This is a genomic window from Natronomonas sp. (genome assembly GCF_046710025.1).
Lineage (GTDB): Archaea > Halobacteriota > Halobacteria > Halobacteriales > Haloarculaceae > Natronomonas.
The window spans coordinates 1-23,581 of record NZ_JBKEGK010000016.1 but is presented as its reverse complement, the minus strand read 5'-3'; the positions used below and the strand labels follow the sequence as shown (position 1 = coordinate 23,581).

The window sequence follows — 23,581 nt, the reverse complement described above, 5'->3', positions numbered from 1 at the left end:
TCCGCCGGCGCGCGGAGGCCGAACCGCTGGTCCTGCAGGGCGTGAACCAACTCGTGAGCGAGCGTCAATTCGTCGTCGAGTGTCGCCGGCTGGTTCGCGCTGACGACGACAAGTCGCTCTTGGCTCGGCTGATAGAACCCGAGGACGGTCCCGCCCTGGTTTCGCCGTCGGACGTCGACGACATCTTCGTCGGGACCGACCAGAAACAGCGCCTCGTGTTGGGCGTTGTCAAGCGCCTGCCGCCCTTCGGGCGGGTCACGCCAGACGTCGTCGAACTCCTCGTTGAACGCCTCGCGGGTGATGAGTTCGACCTCGATGTCCTCTTCGAAGCGGAGTCCCCGGAGCAACTGGACGCGGGCCATCGCTCGGGAGACGACGGCTTCGGTCTCACCGTCGTTGAGGCCGTCCTCGGTGTCGAACTCGAAGGTGTCGTCGTACCAGTAACCGTTGTAGTACCCGAGGTGATCCTCACTCGGTGGGTCGGATCGTTCGGGCACACTCGGCTGGTAGCCGACGGTACAGCCGGAAAGCACCAACACTGCGACGAGCGCGACCGCGGCTACCGGCCGTCGGGTCATTACACTTAATTCGTGCCGGAGCGACAAAAATCCGCCGCGGCACGTCACCGGAGTTCGTACCGGACGACGCCGTCGCGGGTCCCACAGCACGGACACTCGTCGAGCTCGGACTCAAGCGTCGTCCCGCAGTGTCGGCACTCGTAAATGGCGTCCTCGCCGAGGACGCGTCGGACGCGCGAGAGTAGTCTCATGTGTGTCTCTCTCCCGTCGGCCGCCCCGCCCCCTCCGCCGGAATCGACCGACTTGAATCATAGTTTGGCGTGGCCGATACTAATACCACCGGACGTTTCAATCGCCCTCCGACGGCGTGACTAGACACGTTCGTGCATACCGACTCCGCCGCCCCCGTAGCTGTCTTCGAGCCAGCCGAACGCCCGACCCCGGAGTCGCTCCTCGGCGGCCACGGAGAACCGGTGTCCCTCCCCCGCGTACTTCTCAACGAGCACGTCCGTTTGGAGGGCGGCGGCGGCCTCGAAGCTGTCGGCGATCGGTACCGACGCGTCGTCACCTCCGTGGAACAGCCCGACGGGAACCCTGATCGCCTCCGCCGCGTCGTCGAAATTGTACGTCCCGAAGTCCTCGAAGAATCGCGCGTCGATCGCGTGGTCGTCGTCGTACCGGAGCGTACCGTCGGCCTTGACGGCCTGCCGATCGGACTCGAACGCGCGGTTGTACGTGACCGGCGCACGCGCGACGATCGCGACAGGATCGAGTGGGCCGGCCGCCGCGTGGAAGGCGACCTTCGCGCCGAAACTTGAGCCGAAGCAGGCGTACGACGACGGCTCAAAGTGTTCGACGACCGCCCGGAGGTCCTCGATACGCGAGGTGAGTGTCGTCTCGACGAACGCGCGATCGGAGTCGCCGCTGCCCCTGAAGTCGAACCGGACCGCGTCGTAGCCCTCCTCGACAGCGCGCTCGCACCGGCCCTCGTAACTACCCGTTTTGTCGCTGCGGAAGCCGTGACAGAAGACTAGCCACCGATCACCGTCGGCCGCGTGGTGGACTGCGGCGACCCGCTCCCCGTCGACTCGGATTTCGTGCTCGGTCTGCATCGGGGAGGGTTCGCTCCCCCCGCACGTATGCCTTGGTATCGGCGTGGGCAGTCGCCGGCCGGTCGAAACGCTCTCGACGGTCCGTGCGCAAGCCCAACTATGGGTTATCACCACGTCGATACCGACACCCTCGAACAGTGGGACGACCGCGACGCCGACGTTCGCTCGATCAGCGCGGCGGCGGGTCTCGACTACGAGGGCGCGCCCGTCGGTCTGCGCGTCTACGAGGCCGAGCCGGGGGAACAACTCGCGCTGGCGTATCACTACCACGACGAACAGACCGAGGCGTTCTACGTTCTCGAAGGCACACTCCACGTCGAGACTCCGGAGGGCGAGTTCGTCGTCGAGACTGACGAGGCGTTCGTCGCCGACCCCGGACACGCCCACCGCGCACACAATCCCGAGGACGCCAACAATCGAGTCCGGGTGCTGGCGCTCGGCGCCCCGACGGTTGACGATGTCCACCCTTACGATCCCGAGGCGTAACCCCTGCCGATCCCTTCCGCCGCTGGCTCCCGCTGCTAGCGCTTAGCCGAGTGATATCTACACCCATACTTTTTACGCCGGTCCGCCAAGCGTTCACGATGACGGATCCAGATGGGAGCCGATTCGACACGCGGGTCGAAACGAATCGCTGGGAGTCGTTGACGCGGCTAACGTTTGCATACTTCGCCGACGAGGGATACGAGGTTGAGCAATCCCTCGATAACGGCCGATACACACTCACCTTCGAAGACGACGACCGGGGCGAGCGCGCGGTTTTCGTCTACGAGGGCGGGCCGCCGGATATGGCTCAAGAGAGTCTTCAGGGGATGCAAGCGCTGTTGGAAGGGACCGACGAGATGGCGCGGTTCTGGGCGAACGTTTTCGAGTGACGCCCCGATAGCGGGACACCCGACCGAGACTCACCCGTATCGCCTCAAAACCGGAGGTGTGAAGTCGATTCGGGGCTGTCGTCATCGTCATCGGCCGCCCCGTCTTGGAGATACGTCATCTCCCCGTCGCGAAGATACACCTGCCCGTCCTCGATGTCGATGCCCACCGAAAACAGCGTCGAGTCGGCGGCCTCGCCGTTGTCGCAAAAGCCCGAGCAGGCGTCGAAAACCGATCCGTGCTTGGGACAGACGACTCCACCCTCCCTGATAACTGCGCCACCACCGTCGCGGTACAGGCGCTGGTTCTCGTGCGTACAGCGATTTACCCACGCCTCGACCGGTGGCTTCTCCGCGGTGTCACATGGAACGAGTAACACCTCGGTCGCTTCCCCGTCGCTGTTTCGAGCGGTAAACAGCCACGACCCCTCCTCCTTGACCGTCTCAACACTCGTGAGCGGGTACCGCGCTGCCATATGTCCGCTACGGCGGCGACTATCTTATTATTTCAGGTGAACGTGCAGTCGTCACACACTCTCCGAGCGCACATTGCTTCGGGGAACGCGCCGCTGCATAGGTGGTTCGCGTAGGCACACCGCTCTCTGTAGGGTTTTACTTGCCTGCGCCTGCACGCGAGCGTATGTCGGACTCTGAAACGGACTTCGACCCTGAATCGCCCGAAAAACGAGATGTCGGCGGCGAGGCAGCGAGTGATCAGGCCGACTTTCTCTCACTCATGGGGCACGCGTATCGTGGTGAGTTGGGGCGTACGACATCGTGGCGGACACGGATCGACAGGACAACCAACTGGGCGGTTGTCCTGACCGCCACGCTACTCACGTGGGCGTTTTCTGGGGAGGCACGCCCGCACTACATCATTCTCATCGGCATCGTGATGATGACTGTGTTCCTGCTGATTGAGGCCCGTCGGTATCGCGTGTACGACATCTGGCGGTCCCGGGTGCGGATCCTTGAGGAGAACGTGTTCGCGAACGCCCTCGATTCAGAGGGCGTCGAACAGTCCAACTGGCGGGGACTGCTCAGCGACGACCTCCGCGAGCCCGCGGTCAAAACACCGCTACTTGAGGCGGTCTCTCGTCGTCTCCGGCGAGTGTATTTTGCTTTGATTTCTGTCTTGATCGGTGCTTGGATCGTCCGACTGACCGTGTTCGCTACGACCGCGACTACCGTCGGAACGGCTACTGTCGGCCGAGTGCCCGGAGAGATCGTTCTTGCCGGTGTCGCAACGTACTACAGCGCCGTGTTAGGACTCATGTTCTGGCCGGATGGTCGCCAAGCAAAGGGCGAAGTGCATTCGGGCCCCGAGTCAAACGAGTGGAAATAACGCCCGAGCGCGGGCTATCTCCGAGGACGGGGCTTCTAAAAGCCTGACTCACACGCAAACGAGGGAGTAGCGGGGTAATGTGCTTCGAATACACATTGCGTCTGCCCTCGTATTTGAACGCCAGAAGATGCGCTCGCTTCGCTGCGGTCACGAGAACGGGGCAAGTCCATTCAGACTTAAGTACAAACCAACCGGTAACTAACCGACGGCCGGGGCGGGCATACCCATGATAATCCCCGAGAAGACCCCAATCGTCACCGAGCCATCGAAGGCGCTTTTGAAGCCACGACAGGTCATTCACGAGATGTATTCGATGCTGATCGAGGGGGCCGCATCCGGATTACCGAATAAGGGGAGATGTACCCGAGCTTCGAGACGCGGTTCGTCTCAAACGACGTTGAACGCGGGGCGCTCCCGAACTCCAAATCCCGTACAAACTCCGGCTCGCACAAGCTGCAGACAGCCTCAACGAGACGGATTTCGAGGATGCACTTCACCTACACCTGACGCTCGAGGAACGACTTGATATAGAGCAGCTCCGAGCGTATGCCAACGAGTTTGGAACGGAGGACTACTCGTATTCCTGACGGGGATTACGGTCGATACTGCCGCCGTCCGTCTCCTTGCACTCTCGACTGGCTGGCATGATCGGTGCGTACAGTTCCACTACAAATCCTCGTCTTCAAACAACTCTTTTCGCTCTTCATGCTCCATCTCCCGTTCTTGCATTTCTTGTTGAGTCCGTATTTTTTGAAGTATCACTTGATACAGCAGCAACAGTCCTAACAGTAACAATAGCAGCACGCCGCCGAGGAACACGGCCTTACTCATCGGTGCTGTTCGCTGTGATTTCGCCGTCTCCGGCCTGTGTACTGCCGGCGTTTTGCTCCGGTGACAGGATCACTGGTGTTCCGCCATCCGTCACGTATACCGTTCCTTCATCGTAGGCCCGAATCTGCTCCAATGCTAGATTTTCCTCCTCGATAGCATCTTGGACCTCACGTAGTGCATCCGCCTCTCCCTCGGCCCGGATCCGTTCAGCATCAGCCTCACCCCGTGCACGGGTTCGCTCAGCTTCGGCCTCCTGTTGGGCAATCTCGACGTCCTCTAATGCGCTCTCGTAACTGGGAGCGAAGATAATATCCCTGACTTGGACCGACTCAATCACGAGGTAATCCGGCGACTGCTCACGCAGTGATTCCGCGATGATCTCGGACAGTAACTCCCGTCCCTCGTCACTATTTGCTTCTGTTGCATTCAGCGCCGATGCTTCCCGAGCAACTGTATCGATTGTTTCAGGCCGTAGCAGTCGGTTCTCGTACTGAGTAATTGTGTCCCACTCGCTGTGGAACGCATCAACTCCGTCCTCGACAACTCGGTATCGAACAGTGATATCGGCACCCACCTGCTGTTGATCCGCTGACCGGAACGCAACAGCATCCTCTTCATCGACATCGCCTTCAAACACGTCACCACTCATCGTGTACGTCTGCGGACGAACTTCGATGTGTTCGACGGACTGAACGAACGGGATCACAATATGCCATCCAGGCTCCATAATCTCACCAGTAACGGCACCCTGCTCCTTTAATACACCACGGTCGCCTTCGTCAACAGTCGCTACTGAGGCTAAGAACACAACTCCGAGGATTAATACTGCTACAACCAGGACTATGCCCGCTGATGTTAGCTTTGGTGACAAATCAGTGTCGACTGGAATACGTGACACACTGATTTGAGCAGACGTGCGATCAAAAGCAATCCGAAAGGTGAAAACCAGTTTGAACTCATCACAGTGGATGCGCATCGGAAGCCGAATCGCTCATGTTAGCACGTTGTAACGCGCAGAGCACACCTCGTCCACTTCGTGGACGTGACTCGAGGAAAGCAGGTCACTGGCTTCCAACGACATGACCACCGAGCAGGTCAGAGCACGAGTGAGGAGTCAGTTGAGTCGCCTAAAGCGACGATTTCAAGTCGTGCAGTATATGTGACACTCCTGCCCAGGCTCGAGCAGCTGCTGCAGACGGTGTGGGAATCGACCCGGAGGAAACCCCCCGAGAGGAGGTCTATGAGATAGCCCAGTATCTCGACATCGATGGACAGGGAGATATGAACAAGGTCGAACTAATCGAAGCAGTCGAAGCCGAGCCATAGAGCTCATTCATTTCTCCTCGAATCCCTGAGTGAGTAGGTCTTACTCGGGCCTGGGTCTACTTTGCATCGATATGGTTACTTTTTGAGAGGTTCTGACGGTACTCGCTTTTCTCGTGGGTCTCTTGTGTCTCTTTGCCCGATATGACCTCCTTATTCGGAAACTCATCTATCATCTCTATGAGATTTTGCCGAGGGTATCTGTTTCAATTGACGCCTCCGAATTCAGCATTTAGCGATGGAACTTCCCCCGGAATATCGGGTCTATCGAGTATGGTCCTGTAGAGAAAGAGATCGCCATCCTCAATTCTGAATAAGCTATCCAGCGCCATTCTGAGCCGCGCCGTTTTCGATTCGATAAATTCTTATTGCCCGTCAAAGAGATATCCCCTCTCACCCGCTTCTCGCTCCTCTCAGTTGATTCCCTCGCGCGAGCGCATGGGCGATGAAAAAATCGGGGAGAGTACGAGTCTTCACGGCTATTGTACGCTAAGGTCTAAGACCGTCCTCCCCTTCGCCCATACTGAACCGATGGACGGCGAGGACCCCAACTTGGAGAGCAAGTTCGCCTCAAGGGGGTTTCGGATCGAACGATGGGAAAATCCCGTCGCTATCTTGTGGATCTGAGTAGCAAGGTATCAAAGTCCGCCCTCCCCGATTTGAACGGGGGGCAAGTCGATCTACAGTCGACTGCTCTACCAGTCTGAGCTAAGGGCGGTTATACACGAAAGGAGAGGGCTATCCGACTTAACGGTTTTGACCTCCGCCCGTCGTGGGATGACGCCGACCTGTCTGACGGACGGCTGTCGGACGGCGCGCGAAGATTGAAATACCGTCACACACAATTGTCGGACAACGAATGAGCAAGATCACCTTCCGGGCGGACGACGAGCTCATCCGCCAACTCGAGGAGTTTGACGCCTCCAAGAGCGAGGTGATGCGGGAGGCGCTCCGGGAGTACCTCGAGACCACCGCCGATGTCGGCGTAAACACGTCCACAGAGGGCGACGACGGCGGTTCGGACGGTTCACTCGCCGGAGGATCCCTCGACGAACTCGTCGCAGAGCGCGTCGATGCCCTCATCTCGGAGCGACTCGACGGAGCGTATACGCCCCGACAGCCCCAAGACGTGAACGTAAACATCACGCTGGATGGCGATTCCGGCGATGTGTCACACGAATCCGGAGACGATCGTAAGACACCGACTGTCGAGCGCGAAAACGCGTCAGACGAACCGGGGCACACGTGTAAACAGTGCGGTGAAATCCTCCCGCAGTCTGCTGTTTACTGCTCTAACTGTGGTGAGAAAGCGAGCCATCGCGTGTTCTGTGAGTGTGGCGACGAGATCCGATCCGACTGGGGATTCTGCCCGAGTTGCGGCCGCCGGACTCCCGCAGCGGATGTTCTGCAGGATTCGTAAACGCCGAAAACAGCCTTCTAACGACTGTAAACGCCGCTCAGCTGGTTCTGTCTTACACCGTGGGGAAGGTTTAAGTATATCCCTTCTGTGGATACAGCTGCGTAAGACGATGCGTCTTACACTCGGCGGGGATCGGGTAAACGCTCGGTTTCGGACGCCCTGTCGGTGTAAACGTGATTCGGTCGCGTGTGCAACGTCGTCTTACTCACAACCAGAGGGGAAACAATATGGAGCGTGTGACACTACGAATCCCGAAGCAGCAGATCGAAGAGGTCGAACGCATGGTCGATACGGGCCAGTTCCCGAATCGGAGCGAGGCAATTCGCTCGGCCGTGCGTGAGATGATAAATGAACAGGAGACGGAGACGGGCGAGAAGAACCGTCCCTGGGCGAAGGTGTAGACGATGCAGGACATCGTCAATTCCGCGCTGGAGAACGCCGAGGCGGAACAGCGCGACATGGACGCCGATATCGGCGACGACGACGAATTCGGCGACCCACGGATCGTCATCGTCGGCGCGGGCGGTGCGGGCAACAACACGGTCAACCGGCTGTACAACATCGGTGTCGACGGCGCGGAGACAATCGCCATCAACACCGACAAACAGCACTTGAAGATGATCGAGGCCGACACCAAGATCCTCGTCGGCAAGTCTCTGACCAACGGGCTCGGGGCGGGTGGCGACCCCTCGATGGGCGAGCGCGCGACCGAGATGGCCCAGGGAACAATCAAGGAAGTCCTCGGCGAGGCCGATCTTGTCTTCGTCACTGCGGGTATGGGCGGGGGCACCGGGACGGGCGCGGCGCCGGTCATCTCAAAGATCGCCAAGGAGCAGGGTTCGATCGTCGTCGGGATGGTTTCGACGCCGTTCAATGTTGAGCGAGCACGGACCGTTAAGGCCGAGGAGGGACTCGAAAAACTCCGCAACGAGGCTGACTCGATCATCGTCCTCGACAACAACCGCCTGCTCGATTACGTCCCGAACCTCCCGATCGGAAAGGCCTTTTCGGTGATGGACCAGATTATCGCCGAGACGGTCAAGGGAATCTCCGAGACGATCACCCAGCCGTCGCTCATCAACCTCGACTACGCCGACATGACGTCGATTATGAACCAAGGCGGCGTTGCCGTGATGTTGGTCGGCGAGACGCAGGACAAAAACAAGACGAAGGAGGTCGTCAGCGACGCGATGAACCACCCGCTCCTCGACGTCGATTACCGCGGTGCGTCGGGCGGTTTGGTCCACATCACGGGTGGCCCGGACCTCACGCTGAAGGAGGCCGAGGGAATTGCCCAGAACATCACGGAGCGTCTTGAGGCCTCCGCGAACGTCATCTGGGGCGCACGGATCCAAGACGAGTACAAGGGTAAGGTCCGCGTCATGGCGATCATGACCGGCGTCCAGTCGGCCCAGATTCTCGGCCCGACGACCCAGAAGCAGGCCGACGCCTCCAGACAGGCGATCGAAGGAGTCGACGACGAGGAGTTTTCCTCGACGCCATCTGAGGGATCGAGCGGCGGCTTCGGTGTCGGCGAAACCGACGGTGGCCGCTCGGAGGTCGAGCAGAACAACGGAATTGACGTAGTCAGATAAGTCAGATAGCTTATTTTTCTAATCCGGCTTTCGTATTGTGGTATCCGCTTGAATAGTACCGTCAGCTAATTTGATACATCTTGTGTAAAACGCCGTGTATGACGCTCGGCTGACGCGCTGATCTGCGCGTAGCCGCCGACCATCCGGTCAGTCGTCGCCCGGTAACTCGCCCCCGACCGCATCGACGAGGTCGCACTTACGGCAGATCTCGTTGGTCGTCGGCGCGCCGCAGCGATCACACTCCCCGCGAGGACCGTCGTCGCCGCGGTGGGCCTCAGCGGCGAGCCGTGCGAGTTCCTCGTATCCCGACATGATGGAGTGTCGCGTTCCGGGGTGGCCGTCCTCAAGCGTGTACAGCAGTTCCTGAATCTCGTTGCGGTAGGCCTCGCTCGCGTGGGGGCACTCCGACATATGGACGGGGAGGTCGGATAGATGCGCATAAAGCGCGACCTCCTTTTCGGGGATATCTCGGAGCGGTTTCGCGCGTGGAACGAACGGCGAGTCCTCGACCTCGCGCTCCTCGAAGTTCCCGAGGGAGGCATCGAAGTGTTTTGCGACCTGCGCGATGTCCCCCGAAAGCAGGTTCATCATCGCCGTCTGTGCCTCGTCGTCGAGGTTGTGTCCCATTAGAACCTTGTCGGCGCCGTGCTCGTCGGCGTACCGCGCGAGCGCGTCGCGTCGGAACACCCCGCAGTACGCACAGGGGGCCATCCCCTCGGGGTCGTCCTCGGCGACTGAGTCCATCTGGACGCCGTACTCGTCAGTGTAGCTCACGACCTCGTGTTCGATGCCGAGGTCGTCGGTGAGTTTGAGACACGCCTCGAGCGAGGCGTCCCGATACCCCTCGATCCCCTCGTGGATCGTGAGTGCGACGAGTTCGACACGCGGATCTGCCGAGAACGTCTCCTCGAGGAGGTGTGTGAGCACGACGCTGTCTTTCCCGCCCGAGAGGCCCACGAGCCAGGTTTCGGGGTCGTCGGCCGTGGCGGCGTCCGAGAGGAGCGCGTCGTCGCGGATCCGTCGCCGGACCCGGGACTCGACCGATTCACGGAAGTGTTTTGAACACAGGTGGAGCCCCGAGTAGGCGGCGTGCATCACCGCCTCGGTTCCGCATCTGTCGCACTGCATCACCGAACTGTTGTTGGTTCGAGCGGATACCGGTTTCGACTCGGGTGTTGCCGCACTCGTCGCCGACGCGACAACCGTTTGTTCCGTCGACCCGTGCTCCCCTTCGATGAGCTACAGTCGATCGGAGGCGGTCGACCGACTCCGGGGTGTCGTCGAGGCCGTCGAAACCGAGCCGACGCCGGTTCCGGTCCGCGAGGTGTGGGCCTTCGGCGACGTGGTGCTCGGGATGGATCCTATCGATCGCCTCGGTGTGTATATCACCAAGGATCTCCTGTTCGATGACGCGCCCGAACGGGAGGCCGAGTTCGAGGCCGAACTCGGGGTTTCGGGGGTCGGCAAGACGGTGTCGGCGGCGTGGGCGGACACGTTTCCGGAGCACGTTCGCGCGAACGCATCCGGACACGCCGCCCCCGAGCGGTGTCTGGCAGCCCACCTCTTCGGTAACGAACCGGTCCACCTCGAAGTCTGTAACGCCGGCTTCGAGAACAACGTCACCCAGCGGCTCCAAGGGGCACAGGCCAGAGGGGACTACACGCAGTTGCTTGACCCGCGGGCGGCGTGTCTGTGGGTCGACACCGACGAGGGCGGCAAAACGAGCGAGGAGGCGTTCCGGAAGCTCGAGACCGGCGAGTTCGTCTTTCCGACGCTGTCGGCCAGTTTGGAGATGCTCGGACTCGAAGAGTCGAAGGCCGAGCACGCGGCCGACGAACTCCGGCGCTACCGCGACGAGGCCGAGGGTGTCGAGGTCCGTGGCGACGTCGTGTGACCCCGGCTGTCGGCACTAATTAGTGGGGACGAATCGAAAAAGAACGCTTCGTCTACCGAAGGTCCGGAACGACCGGCGAGGCTACCTCTTCGGCGTCGTAGCGCTTGCGAACGCCGCCGTCCGCTCGGATGTCGTCGGTCGTTTCTGCTCGCGGCATCACCGGAACCATCGGTTCGATTTCGTCGCGCATCGTCTACTCTCATCTGCATTCTACATGTTATTAAATGTTAATTATCGTTGATAGACGTCGCGGCAAATGCTGCCGGGCAGTAACCCGAACCCTTATATTCGAAATCGGCACAGGCTCAATCAACGAATGGTCGAGGCGTTCGCCGTTGCGAGTGGGAAAGGCGGTACCGGTAAAACGACGAGCACGATGGCGCTGGGGATGGCGCTGGCCGACCGCTACGACGTGACGGTGGTCGACGCCGACACCGGGATGGCGAACCTGCTGTTTCACGCGGGACTAGCCGACGTCGACACGACGCTACACGACGTCCTCGTCCAGGGCGGTGCCCCCGTTTCGGCCGCGACGTACGACCGGTTCGGGATGTCGGTCGTCCCGTGCGGCACGTCCCTTGCGGCATTCGAGGCCGCCGACCCGGATCGACTCCGCGACGTCGTTGCCGAACTCGCCGCCGACACCGACGTGTTGCTTCTCGACTCGCCGGCGACGCTGAACTCCAAGAGCGCGGTGTTGCCGATCGTGCTCGCCGATCGGGTCGTCATCGTACTCAATCCGACGGTTCCCGCCATCTCGGACGGCCTGAAGGTCCAAGAGTACGCTCTGTCGTACGGCTCCGGGATCGCCGGCACGGTGTTCAACCGCGTCCGCGGCGATATCGGGGACGTCCGGACGAAGGCCGAGCGTTACTTCGAGGGGCCGACGCTCGCGACGGTGCCCGAGAGCGACGCCGTTCAGGCTGCCCGATCCGCTGGGGTGCCGCTGCTCGCACACACCCCCGAGAGCCCGGCCGCCGAGGCGTTCCGGACCGCGGCCGGACGGCTCTCGCCGACCGACGGCGATTCCGGGGACGTGGCCGAACGGTTCCGGACCGCGGTCATCCCAGACCCGCCATGATCCCCGACGGGGAGTTGCTCCGCTCGCGGGTGGTCACGGCGCTGTCGCCGGCGCTTGAGGACGCCCTCGAACGGGAACTCGACGGCTACGCGCTGGTCTCGCCGCGCGCCGCGCTGCTCAATTCGGGCGAGAACCGCGGCGTCATTACCTTCGAGTCGGGTGTCGCGACGCTCGCGTACCACACCGGGACGGACCGTGGCGGCCCGCCCGCGCTCGCGGACATCGGCTCGCCGCCCTACAAGTTCGAACTGTACGCCCTCAAAGCCGATGCCCTTGAGTTGCCCCACCGGACTGAGACGCTCCGGATCCCACCCGGAGCGGCCGCCGAGCGGTTGGCCGACGACGCCGAACTCGCCGCCCGCATCCGCGAGGCCGCGGCCGACGGCAACGACGACCGGACCGAGATCGACGCTATCGAAGCGTTCCTCGAGAACGACGCCGCGATCTCCGATATCCGCGCCGCCGCCCGCGAGGATGCCCACGAACGTGCCGAGCAGTGGGGCCTTTCGGAGGCACTCCGGGAGTGAGGGTCGGCACGTCGCCGCGACACTCGACCCATGCCTCAGACAGCGTGCTTCCGACCGTCCTCGCCCTGCGACGCGCTTTTGTAACCGGCGACGCCCCTCCGGGTATGAACGCGACGGTGGCGGCCTGCCAGACGGCGATCGCGGATCTCGATCTCCCGGCGAACTGCCGAACCGTCGAATCGCGGCTCGAATCGCTCCCGGACCGAGTGGACCTCGCCTGCTTTCCAGAGTACGCTCTGACCGGCTTTGTCCCCGACGAGCGCGCCCGAAAGGCGGCGATCGATCGGGACGGCGACACGATGAATCGGGTCCGGGCGGCGGCCTCGAACGCGGGCTGTGACGTCCTCGTCGGGTTCCTTGAGCGGGCCGGCTCGCGTCCGTATAACGCCGCCGCCTACGTTACTGCCGAAGGAGAGACGACCGTGTATCGAAAGCGACACCTCTGGGGTGACGAAGCGGATGTCCTCCGGACCGGCGAGGAGCGCGTCACCGTCGAGACGCCGCTCGGGACCGCCGGGCTTCTCACCTGCTACGATCTCAATTTCGTCGCGGACAGCGCCGCTTTGACTGATCGCGGGGTCGACGCCCTCCTGATCGCTGGTGCGTGGCCCGCGACCCATGCGGCCAACTGGCGGCTGCTGGTCCGCGCCCGGGCGCTGGACGGCGTTCGGTGGGCTGTCGGGGCCGGCCGGACCGGCCGTCGTGAGGTGACGAACGCGCCGGTCGTCGAGTACGCTGGCCGGTCGCTCGTCGCCCGCCCTGACGGCGGTATCCGAGCCGAGTTGGATACCGCCGAGCGCGACCTCGTGGTCGATCTCGACCGCGCCGTCCTCGAACGACAGCGCGACCTCGTCGGTATCGGCGATTGACGCGCGCTAGCCCCCGCCGAGGACGTCTCGGAGACGGTCGCCCACGTCGTCGATCGCTGTCTCTCCTCGATCAATGTACGTGTAGAGGCTGAGAAAGCCGTGGATCTGGGCGTCGTAGTGGAGCCGTTCGGTCTCGACGCCGGCGGTCGAGAGCCGCTCAGCGTACGCTTTCCCCTCGTCGCGGAGGGGATCATACCCCGCCGTCACGACAGTCGCCGGGGGCAGGCCGGAGAGATCCCGCGCTTGGAGCGGAAATGCGTAGTGGTTGCCGGCGTCCGCGGGCTCGCAGTACTGGTCTACGTACCACTCGACGCTGTCCATCTCAAGAAAGTAGCCGGTCCCGTTCTCATCGTAGGAGTCGAACCACCGCACCGACGGCGCGTTGACCGCCGGATAGACAAGCAGCTGATGGGCGAGGTCGGGGCCGTCGCGGTCCCGAGCCGCGAGCGCGACGGCCGCCGAGAGGTTGCCCCCCGCGCTGTCGCCGCCGACGGCCACCCGGTCGGGATCACCGCCGAGGTCGGCCGCGTGGGCCGCCGCCCACTCCGTCGCGGCGTAGCAGTCCTCAAAGCCAGCCGGGAACGGGTCCTCGGGCGCGCGTCGGTAGTCGACTGAGACGACGACTACCCCGGCGCGGTTTGTCAGCCGCCGACAGAGGCCGTCGTAGGAGTCGAGCGAGCCCCTGACCCACCCGCCGCCGTGGAGAAACGAGAGCACGGGGGCCGGGTCGTCGCCCTCAGGCGCGTAGATCCGGAGCGGAATCGGACCGTTTGGCCCCTGTATCTCGATGTTCACGACCTCGCCGACGGGCTCGGGATCGGCCACGGCGAACAGTTCCTCAAGAATCCGTCGACCGCTCTCGACAGAGAGCGTCCAAGATGGCGCCGAAATCCCCGATTCGAGTTGCTCAAGCAGCGCGGCGGCCTGCGGATCAAGTCCGTCGTCTCGCGTCGGCATACCCCGAGGTCACGGCGCAAGATGGTTAGTCTCCCGGTCCGGCACTCCGGCGTTTCCCCCGTCGCCACGGGCGTCTCAATTCAGAAGCATCGTCGCCGTGTCGACGAGTTCGTCCTCGTCGAACGGCTTCGTCACGTATTCGTCGGCCCCAGCTCGGACGGCCTCCTTCATTTTCTCGGCCTGCTCGACGCTGGTGCACATCATTACTTTCGTCTCCTCGGTCAACTCCTTTATCCGACCGGTGGCTTCGACGCCATCCATCTCCGGCATCATGATGTCCATCGTGACAAGGTCGGGCTGTTCGGACTCGAACAGCTCGACGCCCTCACGGCCGTTTTCGGCCTCGCCAACGACCTCGAAGCGGTCGCCGAGCGCGCCGGAGATGATCGTCCGTTGCAGCGAGGAGTCGTCGACGACGAGTACTTTCGGTGGCATTGATATCGATCCGTACTACTCACTGATAATCGCGTTCGATACATAATCCCACGACCGGTTTCGGGGGCCGATACGCGGCACGCGTTGCGTCGCTCCGGCGGCAGCTTCTTTTTTCCGGCGGCCTTCACCCCCTGATATGGAGGCGGACCCCCGGATCGTCGATCGGCTCGAACGCAACCTGATGAGCCTCGGCGTCTACGTGGAGCGCCACGCGCGTGAATCCGACACGCTTCATGTCGAGTACGAGACGGCCGCGCCGGGGCTGACGACCGGCGACATCGGAAACGTCTGCTCCGAACTCCGGGAGGCCCACGAGGCCGGTTGGGAACCGCAGGACTGCACCCTCTGGGCGTTCCACACCGAGGGCGGGTTCCACGGCCGATGGACGGTCGATGCCGGATGGCTCCGCGCGCTCGACCGTGGCAACATCTCCGAGACGGATTTCTCGACGCTCGTCCTCTCGACGCGGGAACCGGCCTCGGACCCGCCCGCCGAGGTGCCGACCTTCGGAGCGGCCGCCGTCGACCCGGCGGAGACCGATGGCTCGGCTTGAGCCCCGTCGTTTGGGGCGGCGACCGCTCCCGGTGCCCACCGACCCCGACGGAGGACTCTGATGCGCGCAACCGTCCGCGACCGATTGTTGGAGCACCACCGCGGACCCCTTGAGGACGCGCTTTCGTGTGCCGACGCCGTTGCGGCCGGGTGGGACGGTGAGACGACTGACAACCGGACTGATGTCGTCGAGCCATACCGCGCGACCCTCAACCGGGCCGGGTTGTTGGCACCCCTGGTCTCGGCGCTCGTTGACGCTGTCTCGGCCGCCGGGGGCGAGCTTGCGGCTCGACCGGTCCCGGACGTTCCCTACCTCGCGATCACCGGCCGCGGCGTCGTGTTACGCGGCCCGATGGAGGCAGGCCGGGTCGTCGTCACGCTTGGTGCCTTCGAGGTCAACCCCTACCGCCGTGGCGGATCGCTTCCTGAGGCGCTGACCGTCGAGGTTCGGGACCGGTAGCCGTTCGACCCGCGACCCGGCGATGGTGTTCTTGGATGGATCGATGACGCGTTCTTCGTACTGACAGCTGAAACGGAGTTGGCGCACGCCAAAGTACATTATATTTCACCGAGAAACCCGTTATGATGTATACGATGGTCGAACGACGAGACTTCGTCCGGATGGTAGGAGCGGCAGCGACCGGGGTCGCCCTCGCGGGCTGTTCCGGAAATCAGGGCGGATCAGCGAGCGGAAACGGCGATGACGGGAACGGTGAGGAAGACGAAGCGGACTCCGGCAGTAGTGTCACACAGGTCGACGTCGGGCCGGAGAAGCGACTCCGGTACGATCCGGAAGACGTCGAAATCAACGTCGGTGACACCGTTGAGTGGGTCGCGCAAAGCGAAGGACACAATGTGACGAGCCACCCCGACGCGGCACCGAGATGTGAGAACCCGGAGGGGGCCGAGCCGTTCACCTCCTATGAGGACGACAATCACTTTGCGATCATGGATGTCGGCGAGACATTCGAACACGAGTTCACCGTTCCGGGTGAGTACGTCTATGTGTGCACGCCCCACTCGGGCCAAGGGATGGTCGGGTCTGTAACCGTCTCCGAGTGACGACCGGGAGCCCACGTTTCAATTGGCGAGCGCCAACCGATGATTAATACAGCTCGGTGGAGACGGTTTAATATATGTCACGGTCTAATACCGCAAATACCGCAGAGGGCGACGAAACGGTCGACGACGATCGGGCCAGCACCTCGACGCGAGACCGGTTCGTAAATCGTCGCCGGTTCCTGATGACCTCCGGCGTGCTCGCCGGAGTCGGCGTACTGGCCGGCTGCTCACAGAACCAAAGCGAAAGCGATGACGGCGGCACGCCCACGGCCGAACCGGAGTCGACGCCTGAAGCGGACGAAGATGACGAACCGTCCCTTCAAAATCGGTATCCGGGGCTGCGTATTCTCTCGCCCGAGCCGGAAAACGGCGAGGCAGCGGCGAGGGCCACTTACGGCGATTACATTACGCCCCGGGAGGAACACTACATTCGGAATCACTACCCGACTCCCAGCATCGAGGAATCCGAGTGGAACGTCTCGCTGACGGGACTCGTTGGCAGCGAAGTCGACCTGTCGATGGAGGAGATCAAACACTCCTTCAGCACCGAATCGGTCACCCACACGATGCAGTGCTCCGGAAACGGCCGGAACTACTTCGAGCCCCAGGTCGGCGGGAACCAGTGGACGTTTGGCGCGGCCGGAAACACCGTCTGGACCGGGACCCCGGTTTCGGAGATCCTCGAGCAGTACGGTGCGGAGACCGGCGACGAGTACTTCCTCACCGTGATGGGTGGCGAACACCCGGACGGTGAGGACGTCTTCTGTCGTTCGATCCCGATGCAGAAGGTCATGGACGACACCATGTTGGCATACAATATGAACGGCTCGCCGGTGTCGCCCGACCACGGCTTTCCCGTACGGCTGCTCGTCCCCGGCTGGTACGGCTGTAACAACGTCAAGTGGCTCAGCCGGATGCACGTCATGGATACGATGGTCATCGGCGACGAGTGGGAGGAGCCGGGGGCACCCGAAAACGGACAGCGGACCTACACCCACTGGCAGCAGTACTCATACCGCGTCGTTCCCGAGGAGGACACACGGGCGACACACTACGAGGAAATCCCTGTCTACGACACCCGCGAGCAGATGGAACAGACAGACGAAATCGCCAACGCGTATATGTTCGATCAAGTGGAGAAGTCACTTATCGGCTATCCGGGACTGGGTCAGACCGTCAGCCCCTCACCCGCCGGAACGATCGAGATCATCGGCGTCGCGTGGGCTGGCGACGACGCCGTCGAAGCGGTCGAAGTATCAACTGACGGCGGCGACAACTGGGGGGACGCCGAGTTCTTCGGCCCGATGGATGGGGCTTCCGGCTGGCGGCAGTTCCGATACGTCTGGGAGAACCCCTCGGCTGGCGAGCATACGCTCGTCTCCCGGGCGACCGACGAACGCGGCTACACCCAACCGGCCACCATCTCAAACCCCGACGATCAACTCCGAAGCATCGAGGACGACCAGTACCCGTGGAACCAGAGCGGATACGGCTGTAACGCGTACATGGCCGAAGCCGTGAACTGCACCGTCGAGGAGTGACCATGGTCGATATAGGCGAGATCGCGATTGTCCATCTCACCGGCCGGTTGGTCGACGGACCGGAGGCCGGAGCGGTCTTCGAGACGACCGACGTGGACGTCGCGCTTGAGGAGGGAATCTATCACGACAACCGGGATTTCAAACCTCTCGAGTTCCGTCTCGGCGAAGGCCACGTCCTTCCGGGGATCGAGGACGCGGTACGGCAAATGTCGGTCGGAGAGACCCGAACCGTCGTTCTCGAACCCGAGGACGCCTATGGCACAGTTGACGACGACGCTATCGTCACCGTTCCCCGCGACGATATCGAAGAGCGTAGCGATACGACGGCTGCGGTCGATGAACTCGTCGAGAGCGAGTCCGGCGAGATCGGCTGGATCGTCGACGTGGCCGATGACACCGTCACCGTCGATTTTAACCACGAACTCGCTGGCGAACGGGTTGCGTTCGAGATCAATCTGTTAGAAGTCCACGCCAGCGAGACTGCGAAGGAAGTGGACGACACCCTCGGGGCCGAGCAGCCATCCTGATAGCAGGGACCTAGCCGCGGAACGGCCGCTTTCAGCGATATTCGGCTCCTCTCAGGCCGTCAACCAAGATACCCCTTGACCAGCTCCGCTTCGGCCCGTCGAAGCCGATAGGAAACGGTTGACCGAGGAAGATCCACCGTCTCTGCGAGTTCGTCGAGAGTAATCTCACGAGGCGTCTCGTAGTACCCGCATTCGACGGCCGCCCGGAGTGTCGAACGCTGTTCCTCGGGCACAGATACCGCACCCAGCGAATCATAGTTCCACTGGTCGACGTCACCGAGATGCTCGAACCGAATGGAGATCCGGTCATCAAGCAGCTGTTGAAGCCGCTCGTAGAATGTTTCAACGTTCTGCTCTGAACGGACGAGCAGCCGGAAGGTATGGCCGGCCCCGCGTCGCCTCGATTGGATCATCACGCCTTTTTTGAGTCGTCTGGCGGCAAGCGCGTACACAGAATCACAGGTGTGGAGTTTCTCGACAAACAGGTGCGTGACGAGCGTCCCCGAGGATCGCTCTAGCACCGTCGGGTGGCGGGTCGCCCCGCACTCCGTTTTCGTCATCTCCTCCTTTGGCCCGTTATTACATCTGATCTCTTTGATCCGATCGAGCGCTTCGGTGGGGCCCACGAACCGCTCGACGATCCAACAACAGTCGCGGTCGACACAACTGGCTATCGAGGATGACGTGAGTTCCGAGAACGTCTCGAAGACGTCGGCCATCGCCCCGGCCCCCGCGTCGTATCGGAGCTCAAAGACCAGTTCTCGCATGGCTAGTAACTGCGCACATACGACGAATATACCTTGTGACCGTTCGGTGGTTGTCGGTCGAATAACGCCGCTGCAGAGCGGAGGCTGGCTAGTGATTCAGTGCGAGTGAGACAATCGAGGTGATCTTTCTGTGGGCAGTGTAATCGTCCGGAGACACAGACCAGACGTGACCAAGCAGTCACTCTCGCATCTGTTTGAACTGGTCGATGAGTGCTTCCGCTGAATCACCGGAGTCGTACTCCAACTCTCCGTGGTAGGTCGTCCGCTCGTCGTCAAAGGCGGCGTCGACGGTCGACGTTTTCTCCTCCCGACGCTCGTGTTCGGCCTCGTCATAGGCACCCATTGACATGGTATGAAATTCCTTGGTGGTTATTCACTATGAATGTATCGGGTATTTGGCGCGGTTCGCCCGGGAAAACGCAACCAGTAAACGACTCGGGACCGATCCTCAGGTGTGGCAGGCCCACTTCGCTTTCGCCGATCGAACGGGACGTGGTCGCGCGAGCGCGTCCGCGAACAGCTTCTCGCCCCGCTCGACGCGCAATTCGGCGCGTGTCTGGAGGAACCGTGGTTCCCGGTCGGCGACGATCGGTACGACGCCGTGCGCCTCGACATGGCGAACGGCGATTTCGCGCTGTTCGCCTTCCGACCCGGCCGGGCCTACTGGCTTGGCAACACTGAGACGCCCGAGGTGCTCTGGCGCACCGACAAGGAGACGTTCGCCGAGGCTCCATACGCCGTCTCGCGGTGGGCCGAACGCGAACTCACCGCCAGACTCGAGGTGACCGACCCGTGGCTCGCCGAGTTCGAGTACGTCACCTGGTTTTTTATTCCGGTGTTCTTTTCGAAGGACGGCCGGAACACGACCCGGACGTTCTTCGCCGACGACGCGGCCGGCTTTCCCGACGCGTCCCGCGAGGCCGGCCTCGAGTTCTACGAGTCGCTGCTTGCGACCGGCACTCTTGACGACCACCGCTACACGATGGCCTCGAAACTCGGCACCTCGCCGGGCTACGACCTCACCCGGATGCGCGCGACGATGGCGGAGTTCACCGTCGCTAAGATCCTCGCCGACGCTGGCCTCGAGTTCGTCCCCGAGGTCGAACAGGCCAGCGGCCATGCCCTCGATTTCGCCGTCGGCGATCGACTCGTCGAGGTCACCCGGCCGGAGCCGCCGGCACGGCGCTCGCACGCCGACCACCCCATCGCGGCCGTCAAGGAAACCGGCGGCGCAAAACGTAGCGACCAACTCGCGAAGCACCCCAATGCGATCCTCCTCGTCGACTGTAGCTCGTTCACTGACGCCGAGTGGTCCGCCGTCCGGGCCGAACGACCGCGGGTCGGCCACGAACCGACTGTGGTGTTTCGCGCCCGCCCCGGCGGCCACGTCGAGGGCTACCTCCACGGGCAGTTGCCGTTTGATCTCGACGGGTCGATTGAATTCGCCTAACCGGGCCCGTCCGATGCGATTAGGAGTATATATACCCCGGCAACCCCGCCCGATACGTAGTTACGTATGTCCGAGGGCAGTAGCCGACCCCCGGAATCATATACCCGTCCAGTAGTCGGAGATCAGCTCTGCGTCGCCGTGTATACCTCCCCGGCGACCGCTGCGATCCCGCCCGCGAGTCGGAACCGCTAACAGCCAGCCGTCCACAACCGGACACAATGAAACTCCCCGAAACGCAACTCGCGCTGCTGGAGGCGGCCGGCGCGACGGACCGAACACCCGTCGGACAGCTCGCCGAGGAGCTCGATGAAGACCCGGCCGCGATCACGCGGGCGGCCTTCGAACTTGAGGCGGCCGGCCTGGTCGATGTCGAGGAACGCGTCGCAGCGGACGTCACGCTCACCGAGGAGGGCGAGCGCTACCGGGACGCGGGACTGCCCGAACTCCGCCTCCGGGCCGCCGCCGCCGAGGCGGGCGCCGACGAATCGCCAGCGGAGATGGGTCGGCTCCTCGGCCGGTCGGGCCTCGACGGACCGGAGGTCGACATCGCGCTGTCGAACCTCGCTCGGAAGGGGTACGGCGAGATCGATGGCGGGGCGATCGCCCTCAGTGAGGACCCCCGCCACGACCCCGAGTCCGACCCGGAGGTCGAGGCGCTCGATTCGATCGCTTCGGGCGAGGCCGACGCCCACGACGCCGATGTCCTCGATCGTCTCGAGAGCCGGGGACTCGTCGAACGAAGCGAGACCACCGTTCGGAGCGTCACGCTCACCGAGGAGGGCGTCACGGCGCTCATGGAGGGCGTCGAGGCCGCCGACACGGTCGGGGCGGTCACCCCCGAACTGCTCACCTCCGGCGAGTGGGCCGAGGTCGAGTTCACCGAGTACAACGTCGAGGCCGACGCAGAGACCGTCAACGGCGGCAAAACGCACATCCTCAGACAGACCGCAAACCGCGTGAAGGATGTCCTCGTGGGGATGGGCTTTCGGGAGATGGAGGGCCCCCACGCCGACGCCGACTTCTGGATCAACGACTGTCTATTCATGCCGCAGGACCACCCGGCGCGGACCCACTGGGACCGCTTCGCGCTCGATGTGCCGCCGATGGACGACCTCCCGGCCGACCTCGTCAAACGCGTCGAGGACGCCCACCGCAACGGCGTCGGGAGCGAGGGTGACGGGTACCACTCCCCGTGGGACGAGGACTTCGCCCGCGCGGTCGCCCTGCGCGGTCACACGACGTCACTGTCGATGCGGTACCTCTCGGGGCAGGCGACCGGCGACCTCGAACCGCCCGAGCGGTACTTCAGCGTCGAGAAGGTCTACCGCAACGACACGCTCGATCCGACCCACCTACTCGAGTTCTTCCAGATCGAGGGGTGGGTGATGGCCGAGGAACTCTCCGTGCGGGATCTGATGGGAACGTTCACCGAGTTCTACGAGCGCTTCGGCATCACCGACCTGGAGTTCAAACCCCACTACAACCCATACACGGAGCCGAGTTTCGAGTTGTTCGGCCGCCACCCCGAGACGGACGAGTTGATCGAGATCGGCAACTCCGGCATCTTCCGCGAGGAGGTGCTCTCCCCGCTCGGCGTCGAGTGCGACGTGATGGCGTGGGGGCTGGCGCTCGAACGCCTGCTCATGCTGATGTACGGCTTCGAAGATATCCGCGACGTCCACGGGACGCTGTGCGACCTTGACCTGCTCCGGAACGTGGAGGTGGTGTACTGATGCCCGTCGTTGAGGTCGACCCCGACGAACTGCGCACGTTGGCGGGTGCCGGAGACAAACCCGACGCGGAACTGAAAGAAGACCTCTTCTCGCTCGGGCTGGAGTTTGAGGGCGAAACCGAGGACGGCGGCTTCGAGTTGGAGTTCGCCCCTGACCGGCTCGATCGGCTTTCCGTCGAGGGGATCGCCCGATCGTTGCGCTACCAGTACGGCCACGACCGCGGCATCTACGTCCCCGAGACGAACGACGCCGAGTGGGCAATCGAGGTCGACGGATCGGTCCCCGAAGAACGCCCCTACGTCACGGGCGCGGTCGTCCGCGGGCTGGATCTCGACGAGAGCCGGCTCGAATCGCTCATCCAGCTTCAGGAGAAACTCCACGCGACGATGGGCCGGGGTCGGGCGAAGGGCGCGATCGGCGTCCACGACCTGGCGATGCTGAAGGGCCAGCGGGTCGGCGACGAAGGGGGCGAGACGGACGGGACGGGCGCGACGAACGCGACGAAGACGATCACCTACCGGGGCGTCGCCCCCGACGGCGACCGGTTCGTCCCGCTTGACGGCGACTCGGATCACACCCCCGCCGAGGTGCTCGAAACGCATCCGACCGGCGACGAATACGCTGACCTCGTCGAAGGATTGGATCGCTATCCCGCGATCTACGACGACATCGGCCTCTTTTCGTTCCCGCCGGTGATCAACGGCACGCGGACCGAGGTCGACGAGGGGTCCCGCGACCTGCTCGTCGAGATGACCGGTACCGATCAGTGGACGATCGACCGGATGCTGGCGATCGTCTGTTACGCGCTCGACGCCCGTGGCGGCCGGATCGAGGACGTCGAGGTCCGCTACGGGGATCGCGAGCTACTCCGACCGGACCTCTCGACGGAGACGAAACGCGTCGCCCACAACCGCATCGAACGCACGCTCGGGATCGACATCCCCGGGACCGATGTCGTCGACCTGCTCGAACGGGCCGGCCTCGACGCGGCGCCCGCCGATAGCGACCCCTCGCGGGACGCGTCCGACGACGGGCCGAGTCATGATGCGTCCGACGACATCGATCTCGAGGCCGTCCCCACTCGGACCGACACCCCCGACACGGCGGCCGGACGCTCCGATACTGCTCTCGATGACGCGACACAACCGGTGACGGATGACGACGACGCGT

The 23,581-nt window shown here is 63.0% G+C and carries 28 protein-coding genes, 1 tRNA gene and 2 pseudogenes; 19 read left to right on the top strand and 12 right to left on the bottom strand.

Annotated features, from left to right (window positions below):
• From ACI944_RS02400 to ACI944_RS02390, 3 genes and pseudogenes are all read right to left on the bottom strand, one after another.
• Window positions 1–578 (bottom strand): annotated as a pseudogene (locus ACI944_RS02400) (hypothetical protein); the annotation flags it as partial.
• 44 nt (window positions 579–622) lie between these two features.
• On the bottom strand, window positions 623–769 hold the full coding sequence (locus ACI944_RS02395) for a hypothetical protein (protein ID WP_411717474.1): 147 nt from the start codon (window positions 767–769) through the stop codon (window positions 623–625).
• A 120-nt stretch (window positions 770–889) separates the two neighbouring features.
• Window positions 890–1,630, bottom strand: coding sequence for an alpha/beta hydrolase family protein (locus ACI944_RS02390; RefSeq protein ID WP_411717473.1), 741 nt, complete (start codon window positions 1,628–1,630; stop codon window positions 890–892).
• A gap of 99 nt (window positions 1,631–1,729) precedes the next feature.
• Here ACI944_RS02390 and ACI944_RS02385 point away from each other — a divergent pair, with 99 nt between their 5' ends.
• Complete coding sequence (locus ACI944_RS02385) at window positions 1,730–2,116, top strand: cupin domain-containing protein (RefSeq protein WP_411717472.1); 387 nt, start codon at window positions 1,730–1,732, stop codon at window positions 2,114–2,116.
• Window positions 2,117–2,214: 98 nt separating this feature from the next.
• A complete protein-coding gene (locus tag ACI944_RS02380) occupies window positions 2,215–2,505 on the top strand; it encodes a hypothetical protein (RefSeq protein ID WP_411717471.1) in 291 nt (96 codons plus the stop codon).
• A gap of 44 nt (window positions 2,506–2,549) precedes the next feature.
• Here ACI944_RS02380 and ACI944_RS02375 read toward each other — a convergent pair whose 3' ends face one another.
• Entirely contained in the window at window positions 2,550–2,978 is a 429-nt protein-coding gene (locus tag ACI944_RS02375) for a Rieske (2Fe-2S) protein (protein WP_411717470.1), read from the bottom strand.
• Window positions 2,979–3,142: 164 nt separating this feature from the next.
• On the opposite strand from ACI944_RS02375, the gene ACI944_RS02370 reads away from it, so the two are divergent.
• Window positions 3,143–3,847, top strand: coding sequence for a DUF2270 domain-containing protein (locus ACI944_RS02370; RefSeq protein WP_411717469.1), 705 nt, complete (start codon window positions 3,143–3,145; stop codon window positions 3,845–3,847).
• A gap of 823 nt (window positions 3,848–4,670) precedes the next feature.
• On the opposite strand, the gene ACI944_RS02365 is transcribed toward ACI944_RS02370, so the two are convergent.
• The gene (locus ACI944_RS02365; RefSeq protein WP_411717468.1) at window positions 4,671–5,576 is read right to left on the bottom strand and encodes a prohibitin family protein; all 906 of its coding nucleotides are present in this window, start codon (window positions 5,574–5,576) and stop codon (window positions 4,671–4,673) included.
• A gap of 302 nt (window positions 5,577–5,878) precedes the next feature.
• Between ACI944_RS02365 and ACI944_RS02360 the strand changes: the two genes are divergently transcribed.
• A complete protein-coding gene (locus tag ACI944_RS02360) occupies window positions 5,879–6,004 on the top strand; it encodes a hypothetical protein (protein WP_411717467.1) in 126 nt (41 codons plus the stop codon).
• A 641-nt stretch (window positions 6,005–6,645) separates the two neighbouring features.
• On the opposite strand, the gene ACI944_RS02355 is transcribed toward ACI944_RS02360, so the two are convergent.
• A tRNA-Tyr gene (locus ACI944_RS02355) sits at window positions 6,646–6,719 on the bottom strand.
• A gap of 141 nt (window positions 6,720–6,860) precedes the next feature.
• Between ACI944_RS02355 and ACI944_RS02350 the strand changes: the two genes are divergently transcribed.
• The 3 genes from ACI944_RS02350 (at window position 6,861) to ftsZ (ending at window position 9,016) form a co-directional block, all read left to right on the top strand.
• Window positions 6,861–7,421, top strand: coding sequence for a double zinc ribbon domain-containing protein (locus tag ACI944_RS02350; protein WP_411717466.1), 561 nt, complete (start codon window positions 6,861–6,863; stop codon window positions 7,419–7,421).
• 227 nt (window positions 7,422–7,648) lie between these two features.
• Window positions 7,649–7,822, top strand: a complete 174-nt coding sequence (locus ACI944_RS02345) for a ribbon-helix-helix domain-containing protein (protein ID WP_411717465.1) — start codon at window positions 7,649–7,651, stop codon at window positions 7,820–7,822.
• A 3-nt stretch (window positions 7,823–7,825) separates the two neighbouring features.
• Entirely contained in the window at window positions 7,826–9,016 is a 1,191-nt protein-coding gene (gene ftsZ / locus ACI944_RS02340; protein ID WP_411717464.1) for a cell division protein FtsZ, read from the top strand.
• Between the two features lie 147 nt (window positions 9,017–9,163).
• On the opposite strand, the gene ncsA is transcribed toward ftsZ, so the two are convergent.
• Window positions 9,164–10,144, bottom strand: coding sequence for a tRNA 2-thiolation protein NcsA (gene ncsA / locus ACI944_RS02335; RefSeq protein WP_411717463.1), 981 nt, complete (start codon window positions 10,142–10,144; stop codon window positions 9,164–9,166).
• A gap of 106 nt (window positions 10,145–10,250) precedes the next feature.
• On the opposite strand from ncsA, the gene ACI944_RS02330 reads away from it, so the two are divergent.
• A complete protein-coding gene (locus tag ACI944_RS02330; protein WP_411717462.1) occupies window positions 10,251–10,910 on the top strand; it encodes a hypothetical protein in 660 nt (219 codons plus the stop codon).
• Window positions 10,911–10,962: 52 nt separating this feature from the next.
• On the opposite strand, the gene ACI944_RS02325 is transcribed toward ACI944_RS02330, so the two are convergent.
• On the bottom strand, window positions 10,963–11,100 hold the full coding sequence (locus ACI944_RS02325; protein WP_411717461.1) for a hypothetical protein: 138 nt from the start codon (window positions 11,098–11,100) through the stop codon (window positions 10,963–10,965).
• A gap of 126 nt (window positions 11,101–11,226) precedes the next feature.
• Here ACI944_RS02325 and ACI944_RS02320 point away from each other — a divergent pair, with 126 nt between their 5' ends.
• From ACI944_RS02320 to ACI944_RS02310, 3 genes are all read left to right on the top strand, one after another.
• Entirely contained in the window at window positions 11,227–11,991 is a 765-nt protein-coding gene (locus ACI944_RS02320; RefSeq protein ID WP_411717460.1) for an AAA family ATPase, read from the top strand.
• Complete coding sequence (locus ACI944_RS02315; RefSeq protein WP_411717459.1) at window positions 11,988–12,518, top strand: hypothetical protein; 531 nt, start codon at window positions 11,988–11,990, stop codon at window positions 12,516–12,518. Before ACI944_RS02320 ends, ACI944_RS02315 begins: the two co-directional genes overlap by 4 nt.
• A gap of 104 nt (window positions 12,519–12,622) precedes the next feature.
• On the top strand, window positions 12,623–13,387 hold the full coding sequence (locus ACI944_RS02310) for a carbon-nitrogen hydrolase family protein (protein ID WP_411717458.1): 765 nt from the start codon (window positions 12,623–12,625) through the stop codon (window positions 13,385–13,387).
• A gap of 6 nt (window positions 13,388–13,393) precedes the next feature.
• Here ACI944_RS02310 and ACI944_RS02305 read toward each other — a convergent pair whose 3' ends face one another.
• Together ACI944_RS02305 and ACI944_RS02300 are read right to left on the bottom strand one after the other, a co-directional pair.
• Window positions 13,394–14,344, bottom strand: coding sequence for an alpha/beta hydrolase (locus tag ACI944_RS02305; RefSeq protein WP_411717457.1), 951 nt, complete (start codon window positions 14,342–14,344; stop codon window positions 13,394–13,396).
• A 75-nt stretch (window positions 14,345–14,419) separates the two neighbouring features.
• The gene (locus ACI944_RS02300) at window positions 14,420–14,779 is read right to left on the bottom strand and encodes a response regulator (RefSeq protein WP_411717456.1); all 360 of its coding nucleotides are present in this window, start codon (window positions 14,777–14,779) and stop codon (window positions 14,420–14,422) included.
• A 136-nt stretch (window positions 14,780–14,915) separates the two neighbouring features.
• Here ACI944_RS02300 and ACI944_RS02295 point away from each other — a divergent pair, with 136 nt between their 5' ends.
• From ACI944_RS02295 to ACI944_RS02275, 5 genes are all read left to right on the top strand, one after another.
• Complete coding sequence (locus ACI944_RS02295; protein ID WP_411717455.1) at window positions 14,916–15,332, top strand: hypothetical protein; 417 nt, start codon at window positions 14,916–14,918, stop codon at window positions 15,330–15,332.
• Window positions 15,333–15,392: 60 nt separating this feature from the next.
• The gene (locus tag ACI944_RS02290) at window positions 15,393–15,791 is read left to right on the top strand and encodes a hypothetical protein (protein WP_411717454.1); all 399 of its coding nucleotides are present in this window, start codon (window positions 15,393–15,395) and stop codon (window positions 15,789–15,791) included.
• Between the two features lie 134 nt (window positions 15,792–15,925).
• Window positions 15,926–16,393 carry a plastocyanin/azurin family copper-binding protein gene (locus ACI944_RS02285; RefSeq protein ID WP_411717453.1) on the top strand — a complete coding sequence of 156 codons (468 nt, stop codon included), beginning with the start codon at window positions 15,926–15,928 and terminating at the stop codon, window positions 16,391–16,393.
• Between the two features lie 74 nt (window positions 16,394–16,467).
• Window positions 16,468–17,934 carry a sulfite oxidase gene (locus ACI944_RS02280; RefSeq protein WP_411717452.1) on the top strand — a complete coding sequence of 489 codons (1,467 nt, stop codon included), beginning with the start codon at window positions 16,468–16,470 and terminating at the stop codon, window positions 17,932–17,934.
• Window positions 17,935–17,936: 2 nt separating this feature from the next.
• On the top strand, window positions 17,937–18,461 hold the full coding sequence (locus ACI944_RS02275; RefSeq protein ID WP_411717451.1) for an FKBP-type peptidyl-prolyl cis-trans isomerase: 525 nt from the start codon (window positions 17,937–17,939) through the stop codon (window positions 18,459–18,461).
• Window positions 18,462–18,520: 59 nt separating this feature from the next.
• Here ACI944_RS02275 and ACI944_RS02270 read toward each other — a convergent pair whose 3' ends face one another.
• A complete protein-coding gene (locus ACI944_RS02270; protein ID WP_411717450.1) occupies window positions 18,521–19,228 on the bottom strand; it encodes a helix-turn-helix domain-containing protein in 708 nt (235 codons plus the stop codon).
• Window positions 19,229–19,406: 178 nt separating this feature from the next.
• The gene (locus ACI944_RS02265) at window positions 19,407–19,577 is read right to left on the bottom strand and encodes a DUF5786 family protein (RefSeq protein ID WP_411717449.1); all 171 of its coding nucleotides are present in this window, start codon (window positions 19,575–19,577) and stop codon (window positions 19,407–19,409) included.
• A 105-nt stretch (window positions 19,578–19,682) separates the two neighbouring features.
• Here ACI944_RS02265 and ACI944_RS02260 point away from each other — a divergent pair, with 105 nt between their 5' ends.
• The 3 genes and pseudogenes from ACI944_RS02260 to ACI944_RS02250 form a co-directional block, all read left to right on the top strand.
• Window positions 19,683–20,678 (top strand): DUF5784 family protein, encoded by a 996-nt coding sequence (locus ACI944_RS02260; RefSeq protein WP_411717448.1) that lies wholly within the window; start codon window positions 19,683–19,685, stop codon window positions 20,676–20,678.
• A 218-nt stretch (window positions 20,679–20,896) separates the two neighbouring features.
• Window positions 20,897–22,411 carry a phenylalanine--tRNA ligase subunit alpha gene (locus ACI944_RS02255; protein ID WP_411717447.1) on the top strand — a complete coding sequence of 505 codons (1,515 nt, stop codon included), beginning with the start codon at window positions 20,897–20,899 and terminating at the stop codon, window positions 22,409–22,411.
• Window positions 22,411–23,581 (top strand): annotated as a pseudogene (locus ACI944_RS02250) (phenylalanine--tRNA ligase subunit beta); the annotation flags it as partial. The gene ACI944_RS02255 and the pseudogene ACI944_RS02250, both read left to right, overlap by 1 nt.

Excerpts from the sequence above, each read along its gene's own strand:
- ACI944_RS02395 (WP_411717474.1), bottom strand. The coding sequence starts at position 769 with ATGAGACTACTCTCGCGCGTCCGACGCGTCCTCGGCGAGGACGCCATT.
- ACI944_RS02390 (WP_411717473.1), bottom strand. The coding sequence starts at position 1,630 with ATGCAGACCGAGCACGAAATCCGAGTCGACGGGGAGCGGGTCGCCGCA.
- ACI944_RS02385 (WP_411717472.1), top strand. The coding sequence starts at position 1,730 with ATGGGTTATCACCACGTCGATACCGACACCCTCGAACAGTGGGACGAC.
- ACI944_RS02380 (WP_411717471.1), top strand. The coding sequence starts at position 2,215 with ATGACGGATCCAGATGGGAGCCGATTCGACACGCGGGTCGAAACGAAT.
- ACI944_RS02375 (WP_411717470.1), bottom strand. The coding sequence starts at position 2,978 with ATGGCAGCGCGGTACCCGCTCACGAGTGTTGAGACGGTCAAGGAGGAG.
- ACI944_RS02370 (WP_411717469.1), top strand. The coding sequence starts at position 3,143 with ATGTCGGACTCTGAAACGGACTTCGACCCTGAATCGCCCGAAAAACGA.
- ACI944_RS02350 (WP_411717466.1), top strand. The coding sequence starts at position 6,861 with ATGAGCAAGATCACCTTCCGGGCGGACGACGAGCTCATCCGCCAACTC.
- ACI944_RS02345 (WP_411717465.1), top strand. The coding sequence starts at position 7,649 with ATGGAGCGTGTGACACTACGAATCCCGAAGCAGCAGATCGAAGAGGTC.
- ftsZ (WP_411717464.1), top strand. The coding sequence starts at position 7,826 with ATGCAGGACATCGTCAATTCCGCGCTGGAGAACGCCGAGGCGGAACAG.
- ncsA (WP_411717463.1), bottom strand. The coding sequence starts at position 10,144 with ATGCAGTGCGACAGATGCGGAACCGAGGCGGTGATGCACGCCGCCTAC.
- ACI944_RS02330 (WP_411717462.1), top strand. The coding sequence starts at position 10,251 with ATGAGCTACAGTCGATCGGAGGCGGTCGACCGACTCCGGGGTGTCGTC.
- ACI944_RS02325 (WP_411717461.1), bottom strand. The coding sequence starts at position 11,100 with ATGCGCGACGAAATCGAACCGATGGTTCCGGTGATGCCGCGAGCAGAA.
- ACI944_RS02320 (WP_411717460.1), top strand. The coding sequence starts at position 11,227 with ATGGTCGAGGCGTTCGCCGTTGCGAGTGGGAAAGGCGGTACCGGTAAA.
- ACI944_RS02315 (WP_411717459.1), top strand. The coding sequence starts at position 11,988 with ATGATCCCCGACGGGGAGTTGCTCCGCTCGCGGGTGGTCACGGCGCTG.
- ACI944_RS02310 (WP_411717458.1), top strand. The coding sequence starts at position 12,623 with ATGAACGCGACGGTGGCGGCCTGCCAGACGGCGATCGCGGATCTCGAT.
- ACI944_RS02305 (WP_411717457.1), bottom strand. The coding sequence starts at position 14,344 with ATGCCGACGCGAGACGACGGACTTGATCCGCAGGCCGCCGCGCTGCTT.
- ACI944_RS02300 (WP_411717456.1), bottom strand. The coding sequence starts at position 14,779 with ATGCCACCGAAAGTACTCGTCGTCGACGACTCCTCGCTGCAACGGACG.
- ACI944_RS02295 (WP_411717455.1), top strand. The coding sequence starts at position 14,916 with ATGGAGGCGGACCCCCGGATCGTCGATCGGCTCGAACGCAACCTGATG.
- ACI944_RS02290 (WP_411717454.1), top strand. The coding sequence starts at position 15,393 with ATGCGCGCAACCGTCCGCGACCGATTGTTGGAGCACCACCGCGGACCC.
- ACI944_RS02285 (WP_411717453.1), top strand. The coding sequence starts at position 15,926 with ATGGTCGAACGACGAGACTTCGTCCGGATGGTAGGAGCGGCAGCGACC.
- ACI944_RS02280 (WP_411717452.1), top strand. The coding sequence starts at position 16,468 with ATGTCACGGTCTAATACCGCAAATACCGCAGAGGGCGACGAAACGGTC.
- ACI944_RS02275 (WP_411717451.1), top strand. The coding sequence starts at position 17,937 with ATGGTCGATATAGGCGAGATCGCGATTGTCCATCTCACCGGCCGGTTG.
- ACI944_RS02270 (WP_411717450.1), bottom strand. The coding sequence starts at position 19,228 with ATGCGAGAACTGGTCTTTGAGCTCCGATACGACGCGGGGGCCGGGGCG.
- ACI944_RS02265 (WP_411717449.1), bottom strand. The coding sequence starts at position 19,577 with ATGTCAATGGGTGCCTATGACGAGGCCGAACACGAGCGTCGGGAGGAG.
- ACI944_RS02255 (WP_411717447.1), top strand. The coding sequence starts at position 20,897 with ATGAAACTCCCCGAAACGCAACTCGCGCTGCTGGAGGCGGCCGGCGCG.